This is a genomic window from Variovorax boronicumulans, from assembly GCF_009811375.1.
Lineage (GTDB): Bacteria > Pseudomonadota > Gammaproteobacteria > Burkholderiales > Burkholderiaceae_C > Variovorax > Variovorax boronicumulans.
Genome location: NZ_BKDH01000001.1, coordinates 3,169,882 through 3,186,872, shown reverse-complemented (window position 1 = coordinate 3,186,872; position 16,991 = coordinate 3,169,882). Strand labels below are relative to the sequence as shown.

Sequence of the window (16,991 nt, the reverse complement as noted above, 5' to 3'; positions counted from 1 at the left end):
CCATGAACTACCAGTTCCAATTCGACGCCGTCTTTGCCGCCTGGCCGCTGCTGCTCAAGGGCACGTGGATCACGGTGCAGCTCTCGCTCACCGCCACCTTGCTGGGGCTGGTGGTGGCCATCTTCTGTGCCTGGGGCAAGACCTCGGGGCCGGGCTGGCTGCGCTTCATCGTCAATGCCTACATCGAGGTGATCCGCAACACGCCGTTCCTCGTGCAGCTGTTTTTCTTCTTCTTCGCACTGCCGGCCATCGGCCTGCGCTGGTCGCCGCAGACGGCCGCGCTGGTGGCGATGGTGGTGAACCTGGGCGCCTACGCCACGGAGATCATCCGCGCGGGCATCGAGTCGATTCCCAAGGGCCAGATCGAGGCGGGCCGCGCGCTCAACCTCAAGCCCTGGGAGATCTTCCGCTTCGTGATCATCAAGCCCGCACTGAAGGCGATCTACCCGGCGCTCACGAGCCAGTTCATTTTGCTGATGCTGAGCTCGGCCGTGGTGTCGGTCATCTCGGCCGACGACCTGACCTCGGTGGCCGCCAACCTGCAGTCACAGACCTTCCGCAGCTTCGAGATCTACATCGTGGTCGCGGCCATCTACCTCGCGCTGGCGCTGGCCTTCTCGGCCATGTTCAAGCTGATCTACAAGCGCACGCTCAACTACCCGGACCGCCGGTAACTGACCACGACGGACGGAGCACACACCATGCGCACCTTCGGTTTTCCCGAATTCCTTTTCATCCTCGAAGCGGCCCAGTGGACGCTGGCGCTGTCGGCCATCGCCTTCGTGGGCGGCGCCATCCTGGGGCTGCTCATCGCGCTGATGCGCACGTCGGAATCGACGTGGGCGCGCGCCGTGTCGACCACCTTCATCCAGATCTTCCAGGGCACGCCGCTGCTGCTGCAGCTGTTCCTGGTGTTCTTCGGCGCGCCGGTGCTGGGGCTGGACATCAACCCGTGGGTCGCCGCGGGCGTGGCGCTGGTGCTGAACAGCGCGGCCTTCCTGGGCGAAATCTGGCGCGGCTGCATCCAGGCCATTCCGCGCGGCCAGTGGGAGGCGGCGCAGGCGCTGAACCTGCACTACGTGGCACGCATGCGCGACGTGGTGCTGCCGCAGGCCTTCAAGATCGCGCTGGCGCCCACGGTGGGCTACCTGGTGCAGATCATCAAGGGCACGTCGCTCGCGGCCATCATCGGTTTCGTCGAGGTCACGCGCGCCGGGCAGATCGTCAACAACGCCACCTTCCAGCCGCTCATCGTGTTCTCGGTGGTGGCCGCCATCTACTTCGTGATCTGCTGGCCGCTGTCGCTGCTGGCGGCGCGCATGGAGCGCAAGCGCGCCCAGGCGCTCGCACGTTGACCCTTTTCGCTTTTCCTTTCTCGTCGCTTCCTTTCTTTATTCAGGAGACACATCCAATGACCGTTACCACCACCCGCCGCGCTGCCATCGCAGCCCTGGGCCTCGGCGCCGCGCTGACCGTGTTCGCTCCCTTCGCTTCGGCACAAAGCATGGCCGACATCAAGAAGAAGGGCGAGATCACCATCGGCATGCTGGTCGACTTCCCTCCCTACGGCACCACCGACGCGAAGAACCAGCCCGACGGCTACGACGCCGACGTGGCCAAGCTGCTGGCGAAAGACTGGGGCGTCAAGGCCAACATCGTGCCGGTCACGGGCCCGAACCGCATTCCGTTCCTGTTGACCAACAAGGTCGACCTGCTGGTGGCTTCGCTGGCCGTCACGCCCGAGCGCGCCAAGCAGGTGCAGTTCTCGCAGCCCTACGCGGCCGCGACCATCGTGCTGTACGGCGCGACCAAGACCTCCATCAAGGCAGCAGGCGACCTGAAGGGCCTGCGCGTGGGCGTGGCCCGCGCCTCGACGCAAGACGTGGCCGTGACCAAGGCCGCACCCGAAGGCACCGAGATCCGCCGCTTCGACGACGACGCCTCGGCCATGCAGGCGCTGATCTCGGGCCAGGTCGATGCCATTGGCTGCTCGGTCACCGTGGCGGCGCAGATCGCCAAGCGCGTGCCGGCCAACACCTTCGAAAACAAGTTCACGCTGGTGCAGCAGTCGATGGGCATCGCGATGCGTCCGGGCCAGGAAGAGCTGCACAAGGCCGTGAACGAATTCGTGCAGAAGAACACCGCCAATGGCGAGCTGAACAAGCTCTATCAAAAGTGGCTGCAGGCCGACCTGCCCAAGATGCAGTGAGCCCCCGTGGCTGAAGAAGGAATCCTGGCATGACGACGGAATCGATCATCCGCATGGAAGCGGTCAACAAGTGGTACGGTGAATTCCAGGTGTTGACCGGCATCGACCTGTCGGTGCGCCAGGGCGAGCGCATCGTGATCTGCGGGCCCTCGGGCTCGGGCAAGTCCACGCTCATCCGCTGCATCAACCGGCTCGAGACGGTGCAAAAGGGCCGCATCGTGGTCGACGGCATCGACCTCACGGCCGGCGGCAAGAACGTGGACGCGGTGCGTGCCGAAGTCGGCATGGTGTTCCAGCAGTTCAACCTGTTCCCGCACCTCACCATCCTGGAGAACTGCACGCTGGCGCCGATGCGCTCGCGCGGCATGACCAAGGCGCAGGCGGAAGAGGTGGCCATGAAGTACCTCACGCGCGTGCGCATTCCCGAGCAGGCGAAGAAGTACCCGAGCCAGCTCTCGGGCGGCCAGCAGCAGCGCGTGGCCATTGCGCGCGCGCTGTGCATGTCGCCCAAGATCATGCTGTTCGACGAGCCCACCTCCGCGCTCGACCCCGAGATGGTCAAGGAAGTGCTCGACACCATGATCGGCCTGGCCGAAGACGGCATGACCATGCTGTGCGTGACGCACGAAATGGGCTTTGCTCGCAGCGTGGCCGACCGCGTGATCTTCATGGCCGACGGCAAGATCGTCGAGCAGGCACCGCCGCAGGAGTTCTTCGGCAACCCCAAGGACGAGCGCACGCGCCAGTTCCTCGGGCAAATTCTCAGCTCGCACCAAGCCCACTGATGGCCTTCGAAGTCCTGATTTCTCTGTCGTCCTTCGGTGCGGCCGAGGTGGGGCGGCACGGCCAGCTCTGGTGCTCGCAACTCTCGCGCGCGGCCGGTGCCGACTCGGTGGAAGTGCGCGGCGAAATGCTGCGCGACGCCGACGCCGAACTGCCTGCGCTCAACGGCCTGGCTTCCGTGTACTCCAGCCCCGAGGGCCTGTGGGCCGAAGGCGGCTGGCTCGACAGCGCTGCGCTGCAACGCGGCATCGCCGCCGCCACGCGCGTGGGCGCGAAGCGGCTCAAGATGGCCATCGGCGATTTCCAGCCCTCGTCGCACGGCTCGCTCTGGGGCCTGAAGGTCGCGCTGGCCGAGACCCGCGTCGAGCTGCTGATCGAAAACGACCAGACGGCGCGCGCCGGCACGTTGGCCGCGCTGCAGACTTTCTTCGACGTGGCCGACCGCGCCGGCGTGCCGCTGGGCATGACCTTCGACATGGGCAACTGGCACTGGCTCGGCGAGTGCCCGCTGCAGGCCGCGCAGGCGCTCGGCCAACGCGTGCGCTACGTGCATTGCAAGGGCGCGCAGCGCCTGCCGCACAAGTGGGTGGCGGTGCCGCTGGGCGACTCGGTCGCGCCGTGGCGCGCGGTGCTGCGTGCACTGCCGGCCGACGTGCCCCACGCCATCGAATACCCTCTGGTGGGCGACGACCTGCTGGCCGTCACCCGCACGCAGATCGACTTCATCCGCGCCGCACGGGCGTAGGAACACACACATGACGCAACCCACCGCCTTCGACGTCGCGCTGTTCGGCGAAGCCATGCTGCTGCTCGTGGCCGACCGGCCCGGCCCGCTGGAAGACGCAGAGGCGTTCCACAAGCGCACCGCCGGCGCCGAGACCAACGTGGCCATCGGCCTGTCGCGCCTGGGCCTGAAGGTGGGCTGGGCCAGCCGCCTGGGCACCGACTCCATGGGCCGTGCGCTGCTGGCAGCGATGCGCGCCGAAGGCATCGACTGCTCGCACGTGATCACCGACGCGACGCAGCGCACCGGCTTCCAGTTCAAGGGCCGCGTCACCGACGGCAGCGACCCGCCGATCGAATACCACCGCAAGGGCTCGGCCGCCAGCCACATGGGCCCGGCCGACGTCGACGAAGCCTGGCTGCGCTCGGCGCGCCACCTGCACGCCACCGGCGTGTTCGCCGCCATCTCCGAGACCAGCCTGCAGGCCGCGCTCAAGTCGATGGACGTGATGCGCGCGGCCGGCCGCACCATCTCGTTCGACACCAACCTGCGGCCCACGCTGTGGTCGTCCACCGAGACGATGCGCCACTGGGTGAACGAACTCGCGTCGCGCGCCGACTGGGTGCTGCCCGGCATCGAAGAGGGCCTGCTGCTCACGGGCCACGACAAGCCCGAAGACGTGGCAAAGTTCTACCGCGAGCGCGGCGCGAAGCTGGTCGTCGTCAAGCTCGGCGCGGCCGGCGCCTACTACGACAGCGACGTGGCCGGCACCGGCCATGTCGACGGCTTCCCGGTGAAGGAAGTGATCGACACCGTGGGCGCGGGCGACGGCTTTGCGGCCGGCGTGGTGAGCGCGCTGCTCGAAGGCCGCAGCGTGCCCGACGCGGTGCGCCGCGGCGCCTGGATCGGCGCGCGCGCCGTGCAGGTGCTCGGCGACACCGAAGGCCTGCCGACGCGGGCGCAACTCGAAGAAGCGGGACTGTGATGACCAAGAAGAATGTGCTGGTGTTCCGGGCGCTGCCCGAAGACCAGCTGGCGCGGCTGCAGGCGGTGCACCACGTCACCGTGGCCGATCCGCGCAAGGCGCCCGAGGCCTTTGCCGCCGCGCTTGCCACCGCGAACGGGCTGATCGGTTCGAGCTACAACGTCGACGCTGCGCTGCTGGATGCGGCGCCGCAGCTCGAAGTGATTTCGAGCGTGTCGGTCGGCGTCGACAACTACCCGCTGGCCGAGCTGCACCGCCGCGGCATCGTGCTGTGCCACACGCCCGACGTGCTCACCGAGACGGTGGCCGACACGGTGTTCGCGATCCTCATGGCCACGCAGCGCCGCGTGGTCGAGCTGTCGACGATGGTGCGCGAAGGCCGCTGGACCAAGAACATCGGCGAGGAATTCTTCGGCACCGACGTGCACGGCAAGACGCTGGGCATCCTCGGTTTCGGGCGCATCGGCCAGGCCGTGGCGCGCCGCGCCGCGCTGGGCTTCGGCATGCCGGTGCTCTACCACGCGCGCCGCCCGGTCGACCTGGCCGCGCAGGCGCCCGAGCTGCAAGGCCGCGCCACGCACACGCCGCTGGACGACCTGCTCGCGCGCGCCGACATCGTGCTCGCGATGCTGCCGCTGACCGACGCCACGCGCGGCATGATCGACGCCGCCTTCTTCGCGCGCATGAAGCCGGGCGCGTCGTTCATCAACGGCGGCCGTGGCGCCACCGTGAACGAAGCCGCGCTGCTCGACGCGCTGGACCACGGTACCTTGCGCGCCGCCGGCCTCGACGTGTTCGCGAAGGAGCCGCTGCCGGCCGAGTCGCCGCTGCGCACGCACCCGCGTGTCACGCCGCTGCCGCACATCGGCTCGGCCACGCACGAGACGCGGCATGCGATGGCCGAGCTGGCCACGACCAACCTGCTGCAGGTGCTGGCCGGCCAGAAGCCCACGGCCCCCTACGACACCGCCGCGGCCTGACATGAAGCCCACAGGCCGTGCCACCATCGCCGACGTCGCCGAAGCCGCGGGCGTCTCCAAGGCCACCGTCTCGCGCTTTTTGAACCACCGCGAGCGCCTGCTGAGTCCCGACATCGCCGCGCGCGTCGAGGCCGCCATCGCCAAGCTCGCGTACTCGCCCAGCCCGATGGCGCAGGCGCTGAGCCACGGCCGCTCGCGGCTCATCGGCCTGATCGTGGCCGACATCACCAACCCGTACTCGGTGGCCGTGCTGCGCGGCGCCGAGAAGGCCTGCCAGGACGCGGGCTACCTCGTGATGCTGTTCAACCTCGGCAACGAGAGCGAACGCGAGCGCGAGGCCATCAATGCGCTCGCGGGCTACCAGGTCGACGGCTTCATCCTCAACACGCTGGGACGCGGCAGCAACGTGGTCGATGCGGTCACGCTGCACGGCAAGCCGGCGGTGCTGGTCGACCGCCGGCACACGGGCATGCACACCGACTTCGTCTCGCTCGACAACCACGCCGCCATGCGCGACACCTGCGGCCACCTGGTCGAAGGCGGCTATCGCGAGCTGCTGTACGTCACCGAGCCGCAGAAGGGCGTGAGCTCGCGGCGCGAGCGCACGGCCGCCTTCGGGGCCTGCGTGGCCGCGCACGAGCCGCGCGTGGCGGGCGAGGTCTTCGAATCGGTCGAGGGCGAGAACGACGCGCTCGACGACGCCTTGCGCGCACTGCGCCAGCGCGCCAAGCGCGGTCGCCGCGCGGCGGTGGTCGCGGGCAATGCCGTGGTCACGCTGCGCGTGGCGCAGGCCATGGCGCGGCTCGACTGGCGCTTCGGCGCCGACCTGGGCTTCGTGGGCTTCGACGATCCCGAATGGGCGTCGCTCATCGGTCCGGGTCTGAGCACCGTGGCGCAGCCGACCGACGAGATCGGCCGCGCGGCGGCCACCTGCCTCATCGAGCGCCTGCGTGGGCTCGACGCGGCGCCGCGTCAGCTGCTGCTGCCCGGTGAACTCATGGTGCGAGGCTCATCGACGGCACTGCCGTAGCGGATGCCGCGAAGGAGGCCGGCCCGCGCATCCAGCCGGCCGCGCGCTCCGCGATCATGATCGTCGGCGCGTTGGTGTTGCCGCCGATCAGCGTCGGCATCACCGAGGCATCGACCACGCGCAGGCCCGCGATGCCGTGCACGCGCAGTTGCGGGTCGACCACCGCCATCGCATCCACGCCCATCTTGCAGGTGCCCACCGGGTGGTAGATGGTGTCGGCGCGCGCGCGGATGTGCTCTTCGAGCTGCGCGTCGGTGTGGGCGTCGGCGGTGTAGACCTCGCGGTGGCGGTATTTTTCGAGCGCGGGCGCGCGCATGATCTCGCGCGTCTTCTTCACGCCCTGCAGCAGCAATGCCATGTCTTCCGGGTCGGCCAGGAAGCGCGGGTCGATGCGCGGCGCCGAGTCGGGGCTGGCGTCGTTCAGCCGCACGTCGCCCCGGCCCTTGGGGCGCAGCACGCACACATGGCATGAGAAGCCGAAGCCCGCATGCAGCTTGCGCGCATGGTCGTCGGTGATCGCGATCACGAAGTGCAGCTGCAGGTCGGGCCGGCGCAGCTCGGGCGACGACTTGATGAAGGCGCCGCCTTCCGCGAACGGCGTGGCGACCAGGCCCGTGCCGTCGCGGCGCCACTGGCCGATGGCCTTCAGCAGGTGCAGCCCGCCGACCGGGCCGATGCCGAACATGTCGGTCTGCTTGGACTTGTAGGCGACGATGAAGTCGCAGTGGTCCTGCAGGTTCTGCCCCACGCCGCGCAGCGCATGCCGCACTTCGATGCCGTGGCGCGCGAGTTCGTCGGGGTCGCCGATGCCCGAGAGCATCAGCAGCTGCGGCGAGTTGAAGGCGCCGCCGCACAGCGCCACCTCGCGGCGCGCGCGAATGGTTTCGACGTTGCCGCCGCGCCGCACCTCGACGCCCACCGCGCGCCGGTCTTCGAGCACCACGCGCAGGGCCTGCGTGCCGGTCATTACCGAGAGGTTGGGGCGCTGGTCCATCACCGGGTGCAGGTAGGCCGCGGCGGCCGAGCAGCGCTCGCCGTTCTTCGCGCCGCCGTGGAACTGCGTGACCTGGTAGAGCCCCGCGCCTTCCTGTTCGGGGCCGTTGAAGTCGTCGTTGCGCGCAATGCCGCACTCGGCGGCGGCGCGCACGAAGGCCTCGCTGATGGCGCGCGGGCTTTGCTGCTCCGACACCTGCAGCGGCCCGTCGGCGCCGTGCAGCGCGCTGGCGCCGCGCTGGTTGCCTTCGGCGCGCAGGAAGTGCGGCAGCACCTCGTCGAAGCTCCAGCCGGCGCAGCCTGAACGTGCCCAGTCGTCGTAGTCCTCGCGGTGGCCGCGCACGTAGAGCATGGCGTTGATCGCGCTGGAGCCGCCCAGGCAGCGCCCGCGCGGCTGGTAGCCGCGCCGCCCGTTCAGGCCGGGCTGCGGCACGGTCTGGTAGGCGTAGTTGTTGATGCGCGGACGGCCCGGCAGCATCGCGACCACGGCGGCCGGCGCCCGCACGAGGATGCCGCGGCCGTCGCCGCCGGCCTCGATGAGGCAGACCGTCACCGACGGGTCCTCGCTCAGGCGCGAGGCCAGTGTGGCGCCGCCCGAGCCGCCGCCCACGATCACGTAGTCGAATTCCGCCATGGCATCTGGTCCTTCTTGTCGTTGGATGTTGGGGGGCGCCGAAGCGCCGATGCGCGCACCGGCATTGTGGCCAGCGACCCCGGGTTCGGGCCCAGCGGGTTTCCCCTGCCGTGAGCGCACCCCGGGGCTTTACTGCGGCTTCACCCAGCGGACAAATTGCAACGCGCCGCCCGTGGCCCAATGCGCCTTCGGAGCGGTCGACCCCGCGCCCGCCTTTCAACGCTCTGCCCATGCACCTGCTTTCAGACGCGACGATATTCACCGAGGTCCGCTTCTGGGCGCTGGTGCTGTGCTCGCTGGTGCTGCCTGCCGCGATCTTCGTCACGCTGTTCGTGCGGCGCGAGTTCTCCAAGACCACCGTGCTGGCCTTCGGCCTGCTCCTGATCGCGCTGGCGGGCGCGGACATCTTCCTGCTGCGCGCACTGGCGCGGCTGGCGCAGGCCACGCCCTCGCTGGCGGACGACCTCGTCTTCTCGTCGGAGCTGTCGATCGCGCTGTACATCTTTCCGGCGGCGTTCGGCACCCTCGGGCTGAACATGGTGTCGCACGTGCTCATGCACTACCTGAAGCAGAAGGAAGCGCGCTTCGAGGCCCACCGGCAAGCACCGACGCCAGCACCGCCAGGGCGCCGGGGTTCGCGCGTGCTGCGCCACCGTCGCGTGGCATCGCGCATGTCGCCCCGGCCGGGCTCGCGCACGGCGGCGGCGCGCCGTCCGCCCGCCGACCGCTGAGGGCGATACCCGGCGGGCTTCCTCCGGCGCCCACGGGGAACCGTGGGGTTCGACGCCGGTTGCCGCCAGAATCGAAGGATGCCCGCCACCATCCTGTTGATCGACGACCACGCGATGTTTCGCGAAGGCCTGTTCCTCGCGCTGCGCGAAGCCGAGCCGACGATGACTGTCGCCACCGCCCGCAACGGCGCCGAAGCGCTCGAGGCGCTCGCCACCTTGCCCCGGCTCGACGCGGTGATGACCGACTACTACCTGCCCGACCTCGGCGGCGCGGCGCTGCTGGCCGAGCTGCACCGTCGGCGCGGCGGCCTGCGCATCCTGGTGCTGTCGGCCTCCGAAGACCCGCAGGACATCGACACCGCGCTCGACGCCGGCGCGCAGGGCTTCGTGCACAAGTCGGCCGACAGCCAGCAGCTCATGGACGCGCTGCGCCGCGTCATGGCGGGCGAGCAGAACGTGGTGCAGGCCTCGCCGGCGGGCGGTGCGTCGCTGCCCGTGCTGTCGACGCCCACCGACGTGCTGAGCACGCTCACGGCGCGGCAGGCCGAGGTGCTGCAGCTGTTGTGCGAAGGGCTGCGCAACGCCGAGATCGCGCTGCGCCTGGCCACCAGCGAGAAGACGATCAAGGCGCACATCTCGGCGATCTTCGGCGCGCTCGGCGTGACCAGCCGCACGCAGGCCGTGATCGCGGCGCGGCGCGCGGGGATGCTCGGGCGCCCGCGCTAGCGCCGCAACGCATCAGCGCGGCTGCTGCTGCGTCGTGCAGTGGATGCCGCCGCCACCGGCGGCAATGGCGTCGATGTCGAGCTGCACCACCTCGCGCTTGGGGAACAGCTCGCGCAGCAGCGCACGGGCGTTGCCGTCGGCGCGCGCATCGCCGAACTGCGGCGCAATGACGGCGCCGTTGCAGACGTAGAAGTTGATGTAGCCCGCCGCGAATTCGTCCGACTCGAAGGTGCTGCGCACCGTCTCCGGGCCGCGCAGCACTTCCACGCGCAGGCGCTGGCCGCGTGCATCGGTGGCCTGGCGCAGGATCTCCAGGTGGCGCCGGGTCACGGCGTGGTCGTAGGAATCGGGGTCGTCGTCCAGGCCCGCGACCACCACGCCCGGCGCGGCAAAGCGCGCATAGAAATCGGTGTGACCGTCGGTGATGTCGCGGCCCGCGATGCCGGGCAGCCAGATGATCTTGCGCAGGCCCAGCAGGCGCTTGAGTTCGGCCTCGCAGGCTTCCTTGCGCAGGCCGGGGTTGCGGTTGGGGTTGAGCACGCAGCTCTCGGTGATGATGGCCGTGCCCGCGCCGTCGACCTCGATGCCGCCGCCTTCGAGCACGAGCCGCGTGCGCAGGCGCTGCACCTCGGCGGCGTCGGTCACGTACTCGGCCACTTCGGCGTCGCGCGCATGCGACTGCTTGTTGCCCCAGCCGTTGAAGTTGAAATCGACGCCGGCCCATTCGCCCGCGCCGTTGCGCACGAACACGGGGCCGGTGTCGCGCATCCAGAGGTCGTCCACCGGCTGCACCTCGAGCGTCACGCGGTTGCCGCACAGCCGCGCGGCCAGGTCGTGCTCCTGCTCGCGCACCAGCAGGTGCACGGGCTCGAAGGCGGCGATGGTGCGGGCGATCTGCGCCAGATGCTCGCGCGCCGGCTTCAGCAGGCGCCGCCCCCAGACGCGTTCGCTGGGGCCGAAGGACATCCAGGTGGCCTGGTGCGCGTCGCCCTCGTCGGGCATGTGCCAGGTGTCGGGTGCTGCGGCGGTGGCGATGGACGACGTGGCCCACGCCAGTGGGGCCACGCCCATGCCGTGCAGCAGGCGGCGGCGGGTCAGGGGAAGGTGCATGTCGGTCTCCGGAATCAGGGGAGGGGGCGCGGCATCACGCCGGTTCCTGTTGCGTCGTGCAGTGGATGCCGCCGCCGCCCGCGGCGATGGCGTCGATGTCCAGCTGCACGATCTGGTGGCTGGGCAGGTGCGCGGCCAGCGCCGCGCGGGCCGCGCTGTCGGCCACGGCGTCGCCGAACTCGGGCATGAACACCGCCTTGTCGGTGAGGAAGAAGTTGACGTAGCCGGCCGCGAACTCCTTGCGCGCAAAGGTGGGGCGGACTTGGCTGGGCGTCTTCAGCGTGACGATCTGCAAGGGGCGCCCGCGCGCATCGGTGGCGCCGGTCAGCAGTTCCAGGTGGCGGTGCGTCACGGCGTGGTCGTACGATTTCGGGTCGGTGTCCAGCGCCGCGACGACCACGCCGGGCTTGAGAAAGCGCGCATAGAAATCGGTGTGGCCGTCGGTGATGTCGCGGCCCGCGATGCCCGGCAGCCAGATGATCTTGTCCAGCCCCAGCATGCGCTTGAGTTCGGCCTCCGCGTCGGCCTTGCTGACGCCCGGATTGCGGTTCTTGTTGAGCACGCAGCTCTCCGTGATGATCGCCGTGCCCTGGCCATCGACCTCGATGCCGCCGCCTTCCATCACGAGGCTGCTGCGCAGCAGCGGCACGCCCGTGAGTTCGGCCATGCGCGCGGCCACCGTGGCGTCGCGTGCATGGGCCTGCTGGTTGCCCCAGCCGTTGAAGTTGAAGCTCACGGCGGCGCGCTCGCCACGGGCGTTGCGCACGAAGACGCAGCCGGTGTCGCGCATCCAGAGGTCGTCGATGGCGTGTTCGATCAGGTGCACGTTGGAGCCGCACAGTTGGCGGGCCGTGGAAGCATCCGCGGGATTCACCAGCATCTTGACCGGTTCGTAGACGCTGATGGCATTGGCGATGCGCGCCAGCGCCTGGAACACCGGCTGGCGCATCTCGGCCGTCCAGATGGATTCGCGCGCGGCGAAGGCCATCCACACGGCGCGGTGGGCGTCGCCTTCGTCGGGCATGCGCCAGCCGGACGCAGGTGCCGGGGCCGGTGCAGGCGAAGGGGTCGGCATGGGCACGGGGAAGGGCGGCAGCATGCCGCCGCCGCTCCCACCACCGCCGCCGCCGCAAGCGGTCACGAGTCCACCGAAAAGGCCCAGGCCGCCCAGGCCCAGGAGAGTGCGTCGCGTTGTCATTGGAATCAGGGTTACTACTAAGTTCTAGGAAGCCCCGGATTCTGTCGATGCCTATCTATCTACACAATTGATGTCTTTTAAAGGGATTGATCGATCTGCCTCATATTGCCAGCGTCTTCCTGCGCAAACAGCCGCAGGCTGTCGAACACCTCCCGCACCAGCGGCAGGCGTGAGGGGCCCTCGGCGCACGCGATCCAGAGGGTGCCCAGCGGCAGGCTCGGGCGGTCCGGCAACCGCCGCAATTGCCCGGTGCGCAGGGCGTCGTCGGCCAGCAGGCGCGACACCAGCGCGATGCCCCGGCCGCGCAAGGCCGCGTCGAGCACCAGGCGCGGGTCGTCGTAGATCGCGGCCTTGCGCAGGCCGCCGAAATGCGCGCGGATGAAGGGGCCGATGCGGTCGCTCGTGAGGTCTTCTTCGAGGCACAGCAGGCCGAGCTTGGCGTCTTCGTTCTGGGCAGGCGGCCCGACAGCCACGAGTTCGTCGGTGAGCAGCGGCACCTCGAACACGCCTTCCTGCCGCAGCGGCGCGCGGGTGATGGCGATGTCCACGTCGAGCTCGTCGATGAAGCGCGCGCTTTCGTCGACCGAGATGATCGGGCACAGGTCCGGATGCGCCTGCAGCAGCCGGTCGACCCGCGGCTGCAGCCAACCGCTGGCCACGGGCGCGGGACACACCAGCGTGACGAGCCGGTCGTCCATGTAGGTCTCGATGCGGGCCAGCCCGTTGCGGATGTGCTCGAGCGACTTGCCCACGCTGTCCAGCAGCAGGCTGCCCGCCACCGTCAGCTCCACGCCGCGCCCCTTGCGCCGGAACAGCGGCTGGCCGACCTGCTGCTCCAGCTGCGAGATCTGGTGGCTGACGGCGGACTGCGAGACGAACAGCTCTTCCGCCGCGCGCGAGTAATTGCCCAGGCGCGCCGCCGCCTCGAAGCCGATGAGGAACTTGAAAGAGGGCAGCCGGGTGTTGGACATATGAATGAGATCGATGAATTCGGCCAAGAAATGTCGCTTTTTCATCGAAAGAATTCAAGTCAGAGTGAGCGTCCCTGCAATTTCTTCTGAAGGACCCTTTGATTTCCAACGATTTCGACGCTCGCCGCGCCGGCCTGCGCATGCCCGCCGAATGGGAGCCGATGGCCGCCACCTGGCTGGGCTGGCCGGTGCTCGACCACCGCGAAGCCCTGTGGGGCGCGCACTACGACGCGGTCTGCCGCGCGTTCGGCCTGCTGGCGCGCACCATCGCGCGTTACCAGCGCTGCATCGTGGCCGCGCATGCACCGCTGGCCGACGCGGCCCGCACGGTCTGCGGTCCGCAGGTGCGCGTGGTGCCCATCGCGGCCGAAGACAACTGGCTGCGCGACTGCGGTCCGATCTTTCTCGTCGACCAACAACAGGCGAGCCAGACCGCGGTGGGTTTCCGCTTCAACGCATGGGGCGAGAAGTACCACCCGCACGACGGCTGCCAGCGCGCCGCCGCCGACATCGCCGCGCTGGCCGGCGTGCCGCTGGTGCGTTCGGACATGGTGCTCGAAGGCGGCGCCTTCTACGTGGACGGGCAGGGCACGCTGCTCACCACCGAGAGCTGCCTGCTGCACCCGAACCGCAACCCGGGCCTGCGCAAGCCGCAGATCGAGGCCGAGCTGCGACGCATGCTGGGCGTGCAGAAGATCGTCTGGCTGCCGGGCCATGCGGCCGAGGTGGAGACCGACGGCCACATCGACGGCATCGCGTCGTTCATTGCGCCGGCCCGCATTCTTTTCAATGCGGCCGACCCCGACCAGGGCGACTACTTTCGCGCGATGCAGGAGAACCGCCGCGCGCTCGAACTGGCGACCGACGCGTGCGGCCGTCGCTTCGAGATCCTCGAGCTGCCCGTGCCGCGCGACGTGCACAACTACGGCAGCGCGCGCTTTTGCGACCTCTATTCGAACTACATCCTCGTCAACGGCGCGGTGATCTCGACCGCCTTCGGCGTGCCGCGCGATGCGCAGGCGCGCGAGGTGTTCGCGCGTGCGTTCCCGGACCGTCGCGTCGAGCTGCTGCCCATCGATGCGATCTCGCTGGGCGGCGGCGCCGTGCACTGCTCGACGCAGCAGCAGCCGATGCAGGGGAATCGCCTGGCGGTGCGCGGTTTCTAGGGCGCGATCAGCTGCGACACCGTCGCCTGCAGCTGCGCCGGGTCCACTGGCTTGTGCAGCATCTGCCAGCCGCGGGCCGCCACGTCGCTCAGGCGGCGCGGATCGGTGTCGCCGCTCACGATCAGCGCGGGAATCGCGTCGTCGTTGTATTCCTCGTGCAGGCGGTCGACCACGTCGATGCCGGTCTCGCCCGCGCGCAGGCGGTAGTCGCTGACGATCAGCGCCGGCTTGCCGGGCTCGCGCGCGGCGAGCGCCAGCAGCTCGTCGCCGCCTTCGGCCGCGATCACGCGCAGGCCCCAGCTTTCGAGCAGCAGCTGCAGGCCCAGGCGGCTTTCGCCGTCGTCCTCGGCCACGAGCACGAGGCGGCCGGTGTCGGCCGGCAGCGGCGCGGGCGGTGCCTCGGGCGCGGGCAGCGCCTGGCGCGCCAGCGGCACCGTCACCGAGAACACCGTGCCCCGGCCGACGCGCGAGCGCAGCGCCAGCGGGTGACCGAGCAGCGCGGCGGTGCGCCGCACGATGGCCAGGCCCAGGCCCAGCCCCTTGGTGCGGTCGCGCTCGGGGTTGCCGAGCTGGTGGAACTCCCAGAACACCTGCTCCTGCTCGGTGGGTGGAATGCCGGGGCCGGTGTCCCACACCTCGATGCGCAGCGCGTCGGCGCCCGCGCGGCGGCAGCCGATGAGCACGCCGCCGCGCGCCGTGTAGCGGATCGCGTTCTCCACCAGGTTGCGCAGCACGCGGTCGAGCAGCGCGGGGTCGGAGTGCACCACGGCATCGCCCGCGCGCAAGCGCAGCGACAGTGCCTTGCCCGCCGCCTGCGGCGCGAACTCCAGCTGGATCTGGTCGAGCAGGCGCGCCAGCGCAAACGGCCGCGCCTTCACGCGCACCACGCCCGCGTCGAGCCGCGAGATGTTGAGCAGGCCTTCGAACAGCAGCCCCATCGCCGCGGCGGCGCGGCCGATGCTGTCGACCACGTGCCGGCTCGCCGCCGGTAGCGCCTGCCCGCGCAGCACGCCCACGAACAGGCTCAGCGCATGCACCGGCTGGCGCAGGTCGTGGCTGGCCGCGGCAAGGAAGCGCGACTTGGCGAGGTCGCTGCGCTCGGCCGCGTCTTTCTCCAGGCGCAGCTGCCGCAGCAGGTAGAGGTTTTCGAAACGCAGCTCGAGCGAGTCGACCTGCGTGCGGTACATGCGCTGCGCGAAGGCCAGCGTGACGAACAGGTAGAGCACGCCGGCCGCCGACATCACGCGCAGCAGCACGTCGTCGAGCGTGCCCATCGCGAGGATCGCGGGCGCGAAGTACGTCACCTGGAAACCGTAGAGCAGGCCGAGGTCGATGCAGTAGGCGTAGATCGCGCCCGTGCCCATGGTGAGCATCGCCACCACGATGAACATCTGCTGCGGCAGCGACACCTGCAGCATCCACCCCGCCAGCGGCAGCCCCCACAACAACCCGCCGAGCACCGCGCCCCCCATCGCGCCGCGCCGCCAACGCCGCAGCGCGCCCGGGTCGTGCTCGGCCTGCCGGTAGCGTGCGACCTGCCAGGCGCGCGCTGCCGTCAGCACCGCGTTGGCGCCGATCCAGGCCAGCAACTGCTCGTGCGCAACCGCGCCCCACAGTGCCACCACCACCAGCCCCGCCGTGAGCATCACGCCGAGCAGCGAGAACGGAAAGTTGCGCCGCAAGGCAGCCATGCGCGCGGCAAAGACGGGGTCGGCGGGCGTCGTGGGTGGGGTGGCGCTCATCGGTGTGTGGACGGAGGGGGAGGTGGGATCGCCGAAGGTGGCGATCCCAAGGTAACGCGTGGCGTGGGGGGCGTCATGGGACTTTAGTCCAATGCCCGCGCTTGCCCGAGGCCGCGCAGGCGGCATGGCATCATCGTGCGCCGCTTCCCACCGCCCACCCATGTCCGCCGATTCCTTCGTCCGCCGCGTTCGCAGCCAGCTCGACCAGTTGTCCGCGACCGAACGCCAGCTTGCCGATTTCGTCCTGGAGTTTCCCGGCGAGCTGGCCAGCTATGCGGGCAACGAACTGGCGGAGCTGGCGGGCGTGTCGCCTTCCACGGTGAGCCGTTTCATCCGCCGCATCGGCTACGAGAACTACGAAGAGGCGCGGCGCCAGGTGCGCGAAGAGAAGCAGACCGGCTCGCCGCTGTTCCAGAACGCCACCGAAGCCTCCAAGCGCGGGCACCTCGTGGCCACGCACTTCCAGCAGTCGCAAGCCAACCTCGCGAGCACCTTCGAGCGCCTGAGCGACAAGCAGATGGCCGAGATCGTGAAGGCGATCATCGGTGCGGGGCAGGTGCTGATCTTCGGCACGCGCAGCAGCCACGCGTTCGCGCTGTACCTGCGCTGGCAGATCATCCAGGTGGTGCCGCGCGTCACGGCCATTCCGGGCCCCGGCGAGACGCTGGCCGAGCACCTGGCGGGGCTGGGCGAGCGCGACTGCGTGATCGTGTTCGGCACGCGCCGCCAGACCCGCCAGCTCGACACCTTGCTCGCGGGCGCGCAGCGCGTCGGCGCGAAGATCGTCTACATCAGCGACCGCGCCTCGCCCGATTTCGCGGGCGCCACGTGGTCGCTGCAATGCGACTGCCGCGGCCCGGGGCTGCTCGACAACCACGCGGCCGTGATGGGCGTGTGCGACCTGATCGCCACGATGGTGATCGAGGCCGCGGGCTCGGCCGGGCGCAAGCGGCTGGCGGCGATCGAGCTGGGGCACGAGGAAAACGGCGAGCTGTAAGAGGCCGCACGG

The 16,991-nt window shown here is 69.8% G+C and carries 17 protein-coding genes; 12 read left to right on the top strand and 5 right to left on the bottom strand.

The genetic code is table 11. The annotated features are described in order from the left end of the window. Nucleotides 1-2: 2 nt before the first annotated feature. Genes VHAB30_RS14590 through VHAB30_RS14555 form a run of 8 tightly spaced genes read left to right on the top strand, consistent with a single transcriptional unit; the run spans nt 3 to nt 6,711 of the window. On the top strand, nt 3-674 hold the full coding sequence (locus VHAB30_RS14590; protein WP_062474717.1) for an amino acid ABC transporter permease: 672 nt from the start codon (nt 3-5) through the stop codon (nt 672-674). Nucleotides 675-701: 27 nt separating this feature from the next. Then, nucleotides 702-1,355: an amino acid ABC transporter permease gene (locus VHAB30_RS14585; RefSeq protein WP_062474720.1), complete on the top strand. Its 654-nt coding sequence runs from the start codon at nt 702-704 to the stop codon at nt 1,353-1,355. A gap of 56 nt (nt 1,356-1,411) precedes the next feature. After that, entirely contained in the window at nt 1,412-2,209 is a 798-nt protein-coding gene (locus tag VHAB30_RS14580) for a transporter substrate-binding domain-containing protein (protein WP_159277491.1), read from the top strand. Between the two features lie 29 nt (nt 2,210-2,238). Next, nucleotides 2,239-2,994, top strand: a complete 756-nt coding sequence (locus VHAB30_RS14575) for an amino acid ABC transporter ATP-binding protein (protein ID WP_056583293.1) — start codon at nt 2,239-2,241, stop codon at nt 2,992-2,994. Then, nucleotides 2,994-3,737, top strand: coding sequence for a sugar phosphate isomerase/epimerase family protein (locus tag VHAB30_RS14570; RefSeq protein WP_159277490.1), 744 nt, complete (start codon nt 2,994-2,996; stop codon nt 3,735-3,737). The genes VHAB30_RS14575 and VHAB30_RS14570 overlap by 1 nt, the downstream gene beginning before the upstream one ends. 10 nt (nt 3,738-3,747) lie before the next feature. Further along, complete coding sequence (locus VHAB30_RS14565) at nt 3,748-4,701, top strand: sugar kinase (RefSeq protein ID WP_062474731.1); 954 nt, start codon at nt 3,748-3,750, stop codon at nt 4,699-4,701. Beyond that, nucleotides 4,701-5,681, top strand: a complete 981-nt coding sequence (locus VHAB30_RS14560; RefSeq protein WP_159277489.1) for a 2-hydroxyacid dehydrogenase — start codon at nt 4,701-4,703, stop codon at nt 5,679-5,681. Before VHAB30_RS14565 ends, VHAB30_RS14560 begins: the two co-directional genes overlap by 1 nt. A 1-nt stretch (nt 5,682) precedes the next feature. Next, a complete protein-coding gene (locus VHAB30_RS14555; RefSeq protein WP_159272412.1) occupies nt 5,683-6,711 on the top strand; it encodes a LacI family DNA-binding transcriptional regulator in 1,029 nt (342 codons plus the stop codon). On the opposite strand, the gene VHAB30_RS14550 is transcribed toward VHAB30_RS14555, so the two are convergent. Continuing rightward, entirely contained in the window at nt 6,677-8,338 is a 1,662-nt protein-coding gene (locus VHAB30_RS14550) for a GMC family oxidoreductase (protein ID WP_159277488.1), read from the bottom strand. The genes VHAB30_RS14555 and VHAB30_RS14550 overlap by 35 nt on opposite strands. Nucleotides 8,339-8,568: 230 nt before the next feature. Here VHAB30_RS14550 and VHAB30_RS14545 point away from each other — a divergent pair, with 230 nt between their 5' ends. Both VHAB30_RS14545 and VHAB30_RS14540 read left to right on the top strand, forming a co-directional pair. After that, entirely contained in the window at nt 8,569-9,069 is a 501-nt protein-coding gene (locus VHAB30_RS14545; RefSeq protein WP_235926663.1) for a hypothetical protein, read from the top strand. Nucleotides 9,070-9,147: 78 nt separating this feature from the next. After that, the gene (locus VHAB30_RS14540) at nt 9,148-9,795 is read left to right on the top strand and encodes a response regulator transcription factor (RefSeq protein WP_139703137.1); all 648 of its coding nucleotides are present in this window, start codon (nt 9,148-9,150) and stop codon (nt 9,793-9,795) included. 12 nt (nt 9,796-9,807) lie between these two features. On the opposite strand, the gene VHAB30_RS14535 is transcribed toward VHAB30_RS14540, so the two are convergent. From VHAB30_RS14535 to VHAB30_RS14525, 3 genes are all read right to left on the bottom strand, one after another. Further along, on the bottom strand, nt 9,808-10,905 hold the full coding sequence (locus VHAB30_RS14535; protein ID WP_159277487.1) for an agmatine deiminase family protein: 1,098 nt from the start codon (nt 10,903-10,905) through the stop codon (nt 9,808-9,810). Between the two features lie 34 nt (nt 10,906-10,939). Next, nucleotides 10,940-12,103: an agmatine deiminase family protein gene (locus tag VHAB30_RS14530; protein WP_235926662.1), complete on the bottom strand. Its 1,164-nt coding sequence runs from the start codon at nt 12,101-12,103 to the stop codon at nt 10,940-10,942. Nucleotides 12,104-12,180: 77 nt separating this feature from the next. Beyond that, entirely contained in the window at nt 12,181-13,074 is an 894-nt protein-coding gene (locus VHAB30_RS14525; RefSeq protein WP_159277486.1) for a LysR family transcriptional regulator, read from the bottom strand. Nucleotides 13,075-13,172: 98 nt separating this feature from the next. Between VHAB30_RS14525 and VHAB30_RS14520 the strand changes: the two genes are divergently transcribed. Then, nucleotides 13,173-14,240, top strand: a complete 1,068-nt coding sequence (locus VHAB30_RS14520) for an agmatine deiminase family protein (protein ID WP_235926660.1) — start codon at nt 13,173-13,175, stop codon at nt 14,238-14,240. On the opposite strand, the gene VHAB30_RS14515 is transcribed toward VHAB30_RS14520, so the two are convergent. Then, nucleotides 14,237-15,982, bottom strand: coding sequence for an ATP-binding response regulator (locus tag VHAB30_RS14515; RefSeq protein WP_159277485.1), 1,746 nt, complete (start codon nt 15,980-15,982; stop codon nt 14,237-14,239). The two genes, VHAB30_RS14520 and VHAB30_RS14515, sit on opposite strands and share 4 nt — an antisense overlap. A gap of 160 nt (nt 15,983-16,142) precedes the next feature. Between VHAB30_RS14515 and VHAB30_RS14510 the strand changes: the two genes are divergently transcribed. Beyond that, nucleotides 16,143-16,979, top strand: a complete 837-nt coding sequence (locus tag VHAB30_RS14510; protein WP_062480494.1) for a MurR/RpiR family transcriptional regulator — start codon at nt 16,143-16,145, stop codon at nt 16,977-16,979. Nucleotides 16,980-16,991: the final 12 nt, after the last annotated feature.